The organism is Alteromonas sp. AMM-1 (assembly GCF_047290655.1).
Classification (GTDB): domain Bacteria; phylum Pseudomonadota; class Gammaproteobacteria; order Enterobacterales; family Alteromonadaceae; genus Alteromonas; species Alteromonas mangrovi.
In genome coordinates this window covers 1-6,054 of the sequence record NZ_JBLBUE010000191.1, presented here as the reverse complement: position 1 = coordinate 6,054, position 6,054 = coordinate 1, and the positions used below count along the sequence as shown (strand labels likewise).

Below are 6,054 nucleotides of genomic sequence, written 5' to 3'. Positions count from 1 at the left end.
CACTTTCTGGTGTCAGTGAGTGTCCGATAGCGTGACTGCCGTCTCTTAACGATGGGTCAAGAATGGTAATCTGTTGACTAGGCATTGGCAGCTCGCTTAACGACTTGATTCGTAGATTGAGCAACAGCAATGGCTGCAGCCGTAATAATATCCAGATTTCCGGCGTATCGAGGCAAGTAGTCACCAATCCCTAGCACCTCAATACTCACCATCAAGTTCTTCCCGTCATAAACCGGCTGCATCGTGATTCGATAACCAGGCACATACTGGCTTACAGACGCAGCCAGCTCATTGACAGAACGGGTGATTTTTTCTTTATCGTGTTCACTGAACGCGTTACGCGAGGAGGCAAATACCGTTGATTTCATGTTGATACACGGCTCCGCCGGATTCAAAATCAATATGGCTTTCGCGTCTTTCACCCCGGTTAACCGCTTCAGTACAGACTCAGTGGTGGTGATATAGTCATCAAGATTGTCTCGAGTAGCAGGCCCTGCGCTTTTTGAAGCAATGGTATTTACCACTTCAAAATAATCCAGATCAGGAATAGCCTGTTTCAGAGCGTAAGCAATAGGAATAGCTCCCTGTCCACCGCACGTCACTAAACTTAAATTTTGAGCACAATGCACGTCTTGCAGGTTAACAGAGGGAATAATTGGAATGCCGATGTTCGACGGTGTCAGGTCAACCACTTTGACATGGGATTTCTTAAGGGATTCCCAATGAGAGCGATGTGCGTCAGCACCTGTACAATCGAATACTACATCCAGTGTATTAAGTATTTTTAGCACACCGTTGATGCCATCCGTGGATACAGTGATTCCGTGCTTTGAAGCAATAGCCAAACCCGGGCTGTCTTTTCTTCTGCCGGCAAATAGTTTGCAATGCATCCCATCAGTCCTGAGTACTTTGAGAAGCAAATCGGTGCCAATGTTTCCTGAACCTATAATTGCTATATTCATATTTCTATCGCTGTTTTGTAAGGCCCAACTCAAACACTACCTGTGCTTGTATAGTAAAACATATCGTTATCTGTGCTTAACTAAAAAGGCCCTTTAAACCACTCACCAGGCACGTCATGTGGTCTGGTCCGGTCATTTCCAATATTCTGATAAACACTCTTTGGTATTTCACGCTGTAATGACGACATTACCATCTTTGTAATGCTATCGGCTGTCGGGTAAAAATGTTTAGTCAGCGCAATACTGGTGGGTTCCGGGTAGTCCGGTAAGCCCATTCTGATTGGTACCTGTTTTAGTGAGCCAAAGCATTTCTCTGTTACACTGCACATTATTTCGGAAGCAACAGAAAACGACGTATGTGCACTGTCACAAATAATGACACGTCCGGTTTTTGATACTGGATCGTAAACCGGCTGCCAGGTTGCAGGTTCTAGCTCAGAAGTTTCAACCACGTCGGTCTCAACTCCGAGCGCTGACAGCTGTTTCGCTGCTACCAACGCCTCAAGTACCATGTAGCTATTCGCCACTATGGTAAAATCAGTTCCCGTTCTGTGAATCCTTACTGACTGTGGCTTTGCTGTAATATCACCAATCCTTCCCTGCTCGCACTGCTGCTGATGTAACCAGCGATGCTCGATAAAGATCACCGGACTGTCATCCATAATTGCAGAATACAGCTGATTAGCTACTGCATCCGTTGTACTGGGAACGATCACTTTCAAGCCAGGAATATGCGCAAACCACGACTGTAAATTCTGCGCATGGGTGGGCCCCTGCCCCCAGCCGCGGCCAATAATCAGCCTGATAGTCAAAGGGACTTTCATTTGTCCGTTGAACATGTAATGCCATTTTGCCGCGTTGTTTACCAACTGATCCATGGCCAGTAAAAAGAAATCCAGGCGCTGGTGGGTCATCAACACTCTGCTGCCAGCTAACGCAGCGCCAACTGCGACACCCGTCATACCATTTTCGGCAGTAGGCATATCAAATGCCCGCTGTTCACCAAAGGCTTCACCCAAACCGGAAGTTGTGCCGAAAATCCCTTTTGGATCGGTGAGGCCTAATCCAAAAGCCAACATTCCCGGGTCGGCCTTCATGGCTTCATGCTGAGCGAGATTGACCTGCTCAGCAAAGGTCGTCATTGCCTTATTCTGCATAAACATACTTCCCGTTATTAGCTGGATCGGGAAACGGCGCCGCCAACGCGCTATCGAAAGCACTATCAATCTCGCGCTGTATTTGGCTTTCCACGTCGGCAAAGTCTGCTTGTGAAAGCCCTTGCGCAGACAATGCATCGGCTAACGCTTTAACCGGATCCCGCGCTAACCATTGTTCTACCTCTTCCTCGGGACGGTAACCTAAATCATCATCGAAGTTGGGGCCACAATGTTCGCGGTGCCTGTAGGTATGACATTCGATTAGTGCAGGGCCGTTTCCGGCGCGAATGCTGTCAATTAACGGTCCACTCACCGACGCCACTTGCTCGACATCATTGCCGTCGACATCAACGGCGTTCAACCCGATTGCCTTTGCTAATTCAACAATAGAACGGTTTGGGGGTTGTCTGACAGACATAGGGCTATACACGGAGTAGCGATTATTTTCACATACAAACAGCACTGGCAGTTTCCGCAATGCTGCGAAATTTGCAGATTCGTAAAACGCGCCTTCTTCAGTAGCCCCTTCTCCAAAGTAACTTACCGACACTTCATTAAGGCGCTGGACCTGCTGATGCAACGCGTTTCCCACTGCCAGAGGAATACTGTTCCCCACGATTGCGGTACTTGCTACAAAGCCAGCTGCTAAGTCACTTAGGTGCATAGAGCCACCACGGCCCCCCGTGCACCCTGTTTCCTTGCCATACAATTCAGCAATGAGTCGCTCGAGTGACCCACCTTTAGCGAGGTAATGCGCATGAGCGCGATGAGAACTGTACACTTTGTCTGTAGTCGTCAGGTTAGCGGATATCCCCACTGCAACGGCTTCTTGTCCTATAGACAAATGGGTAGGACAACGCATTTGTTGTTCACCATATCTGGCCGCAATCGCCTCTTCGATTCGCCGAATACGCAATACCTGCTGATAGTGCTTGAGTAATGCACTCATGGGATAAACCAGAAGTAATCGCCGGTGTAGCCGACTTCGTTAAAAAAGGCTTTCCACTCATCAACGTGCATAATCGTTTTAGCGGTGAGGTTCCATTCGTACATACGCGCTTCTTCTTCAGCATTGCGATAAGCATCAACGGTAATGAAGGCGTTTCCACGCGATACGCGCATAATTTCCTGCAGGGCCTTCCCGCACTCTTCTCTTTCGAGGTTGTGCACGGTATTAACACTCATCACCAAATCAAAGCTGGCATCGTCGAAAGGTAAGTCAGTCGCACAACCCACCTGCATGTTTGCCGCCACTTCGGGTTTTGCATTGGCAATGGCGTAGTCGGATATATCAATACCCTTGCCAGTGATGCCTGGAATAATTTGTTCCAGATCGTAAAGAAAAAACCCTTTGGCACAGCCTACGTCCAGTACAGCACTTTCAGCACTTAAGCCGTATTGAGCCTGAAGATCAGGGATAACCGGTTGCCAAAACCGGGCATTGTAGCTAAATCCGCCATAGCCATACTGGCGATCGCCATCGAAAAATTCGGCACCAAACTGGCGGGCAATGGCGCGAACTTCTGGTGTTTTTTCTTCGCTTCGGGCCTGCGTATTGCGCTTGGTTTTAGGATAATTTTTTAGCAGGTCGATTTCCATGTAACTGATTTCCTATTCTTTGTGTTCGTAGGAAAGCGGTTGATGCTTTAATACGTCAAAGTGAGTGTTTACCCAGTTCAACGTTTGCTCAATACCACTCTCTAAACTAATTTGGTCACACCAGCCCAACTGTGTTCTTAATTTAGTCGCGTCCAGTAAATACGCGGTATCTTTGCCCGGACGGTCTTCTGTGATTTCGCACACGTTGTGGATATCAACGTGCATCAGGTCACATATCATTTCAACCAGAGCACGAATAGTGACTGTCCGCTCCGTAGAGATGTGATAACTCTCACCCAGCGTACCCTGCTCGCAAATGCGCTGTGTAGCAGACGATACGTCGTCGATATGAATAAATGAGCGCTCTGAATGACCACCGCCGTGCAACGGCAGTGTTTGCCCCAATAAAATACTCATGATGGTTTTGGGAATGATTCGATAGAGCTGCTGGCCTGGCCCGTACACATTGGCCGCACGGGTCGATACCACCGGAAACTGGTGGACGTCAAAAAAGGTTTGCAAACTCAAATCAGCTGCAGCGCGGGATACCGCATAAGGGGTACTGGGACGATAATGATCGTGCTCGGCAACAAATCCCGACATAGAACCATAGACTTCTGGCGTGGAAATATGTACGTAACGGTCCAGGTAATCTTTGTGGCGCAAACGATTGTGAAACTTGATGGTTGAGACTGCGTTGGTCATAAACCAGTGTTCTGGCCAGTCCCAGGACTGACCAACCATGCTCTGTGCAGCAAAATTCACCACCGTAGGCACTTTGTATTTATCGAGTAGCGCTTCGATAGCATCGAGGTCTTTATTTAAATCCAGTTGATGGAATGTCAGATTACTGTGATCAACCCACTTATAGGGCAAAAGTGCATCAACAGGTTCTTCTGAACGACTGATTGCAATGACCCTTTTTCCCTGCGCTAACAAATATTTGGCATAACTTGCACCAGAAAAGGAATTACTGCCTAAAACGGCGATGGTGTCAGTCATTTCGCCAGTTCCTCATGCAAGTATTGCATCAGCATATGCCCGACAATCAGTTGCAGATCTTCGGCGACCTGCATATCGTCCACTGCATTGTGAATAGCGCAATCAGCCAGTGTTAACGCCTTGCCGCCGCTGTAGCCAAGCAAGGCAAATGACGTCATACCAATCTCTTTGGCCACTTCAAGTGCTTTAACAATGTTTGGTGAATTGCCGCTACCGGACAGTACAATAAGCACATCCCCCGCCGAGGCTTTTACCACCAGCTGATGAGAATAAATCTTGTCGTAGCCTAAATCATTACCCAGACAGGTAAGCACCGACGTGTTGGCGGATAACGCTTCCACTTTCAGTGCTCGCTCACCACTTGGGCAAATACCGTAAAGAAAATCATTGGCCAGATGCACGGCATTACCGGCACTGCCGCCGTTACCACAAATAAAAACCTGCTTGTTACTGGCAATACAGGCTAACAGGGCGTCGCCAAGCTGGCTGATAGCGTCAACATTCAGTGCAGCCACCTGCTCAGAAAGGCGCAACTGATACCGTTCAATTAACGCTTTCATTACAGCACTTCCTGCTGCATCCATTTCAGATTGTACCAACGGTCTTCGTTGGTTAATGCGCCTGAATGGTATGCTGCGGTAATTTCGTCAATGGCATCCTGTACTGTCTTCTTGGGAGCAAAACCGGTTGCCAGTAGTTTGTCTGAATTCACTCGATAAGAGCGCGGATCATTAGAGGGTGTTACGGTAATCTGAGTATCGATACTCTTGCCGATACGATCAGCGATATCCATTATGGTGATATTTTCAAAACCGGCGTTGTACACACCCGTGACTTCCGGATGCTCAAGCAGGAAAATATAAAGGTCGGTAATATCATCAATGTGAATATTGGGCCTGGCCTGGTCACCACCAAATACGGTGATCTCGCCATTCATCAGAGCCTGCATGGTAAGCATGTTCACCGCTACATCTAATCGCATGCGCGGAGACAACCCACACACCGTTGCTGGGCGCACAATTTGTACGGTCATGGCGTCAGCATAGCTAAGCAACACGCGCTCCGACACCATCTTAGTTTTGTTGTATTCCGAAATAGGCTCCAGCGTTAAATCTTCGGTAACCTGATCTTCGTCTTTTACGCCATACACACTGCCCGATGACGCATAGATAAAGTGTTTGATACCTTCCCGGGCTGCTCTGTCAGCCAGTTGCATGGTGGCCAGGGCACTGACTTCCCAGGTTAATTTGGGGTCTAAGTCACCACAGGGGTCATTGGCTACAGAGGCCAGGTGTATAATGGCATCGATGCCAGACAAATTGATATTGGCCGTG

Annotated in this window: 7 protein-coding genes; all 7 read right to left on the bottom strand. The window is 48.1% G+C overall.

Annotated features, from left to right (window positions below; translation table 11 throughout):
- Nucleotides 1-77: 77 nt before the first annotated feature.
- Nucleotides 78-962 (bottom strand): acetaldehyde dehydrogenase (acetylating), encoded by an 885-nt coding sequence (locus ACLR2L_RS18085; RefSeq protein WP_140956125.1) that lies wholly within the window; start codon nucleotides 960-962, stop codon nucleotides 78-80.
- Nucleotides 963-1,042: 80 nt separating this feature from the next.
- Nucleotides 1,043-2,119 (bottom strand): alpha-ketoacid dehydrogenase subunit beta, encoded by a 1,077-nt coding sequence (locus ACLR2L_RS18080; protein WP_413370161.1) that lies wholly within the window; start codon nucleotides 2,117-2,119, stop codon nucleotides 1,043-1,045.
- On the bottom strand, nucleotides 2,109-3,068 hold the full coding sequence (locus ACLR2L_RS18075) for a thiamine pyrophosphate-dependent dehydrogenase E1 component subunit alpha (protein ID WP_413370159.1): 960 nt from the start codon (nucleotides 3,066-3,068) through the stop codon (nucleotides 2,109-2,111). Before ACLR2L_RS18075 ends, ACLR2L_RS18080 begins: the two co-directional genes overlap by 11 nt.
- On the bottom strand, nucleotides 3,065-3,718 hold the full coding sequence (locus ACLR2L_RS18070) for a class I SAM-dependent methyltransferase (RefSeq protein ID WP_413370157.1): 654 nt from the start codon (nucleotides 3,716-3,718) through the stop codon (nucleotides 3,065-3,067). The genes ACLR2L_RS18075 and ACLR2L_RS18070 overlap by 4 nt, the downstream gene beginning before the upstream one ends.
- Before the next feature lie 12 nt (nucleotides 3,719-3,730).
- Complete coding sequence (locus ACLR2L_RS18065; protein WP_413370155.1) at nucleotides 3,731-4,720, bottom strand: GDP-mannose 4,6-dehydratase; 990 nt, start codon at nucleotides 4,718-4,720, stop codon at nucleotides 3,731-3,733.
- A complete protein-coding gene (locus ACLR2L_RS18060) occupies nucleotides 4,717-5,280 on the bottom strand; it encodes an SIS domain-containing protein (protein WP_413370153.1) in 564 nt (187 codons plus the stop codon). Before ACLR2L_RS18060 ends, ACLR2L_RS18065 begins: the two co-directional genes overlap by 4 nt.
- Nucleotides 5,280-6,054 (bottom strand): NAD-dependent epimerase/dehydratase family protein (locus ACLR2L_RS18055; protein ID WP_413370151.1); only part of this gene is annotated, 775 nt, incomplete at its 5' end. The genes ACLR2L_RS18060 and ACLR2L_RS18055, both read right to left, overlap by 1 nt.

Bases quoted from the DNA above. Each gene is read 5' to 3' on its own strand.
- ACLR2L_RS18080 (WP_413370161.1), bottom strand. From the start codon at position 2,119: ATGCAGAATAAGGCAATGACGACCTTTGCTGAGCAGGTCAATCTCGCT.
- ACLR2L_RS18075 (WP_413370159.1), bottom strand. From the start codon at position 3,068: ATGAGTGCATTACTCAAGCACTATCAGCAGGTATTGCGTATTCGGCGA.
- ACLR2L_RS18070 (WP_413370157.1), bottom strand. From the start codon at position 3,718: ATGGAAATCGACCTGCTAAAAAATTATCCTAAAACCAAGCGCAATACG.
- ACLR2L_RS18085 (WP_140956125.1), bottom strand. From the start codon at position 962: ATGAATATAGCAATTATAGGTTCAGGAAACATTGGCACCGATTTGCTT.
- ACLR2L_RS18060 (WP_413370153.1), bottom strand. From the start codon at position 5,280: ATGAAAGCGTTAATTGAACGGTATCAGTTGCGCCTTTCTGAGCAGGTG.
- ACLR2L_RS18065 (WP_413370155.1), bottom strand. From the start codon at position 4,720: ATGACTGACACCATCGCCGTTTTAGGCAGTAATTCCTTTTCTGGTGCA.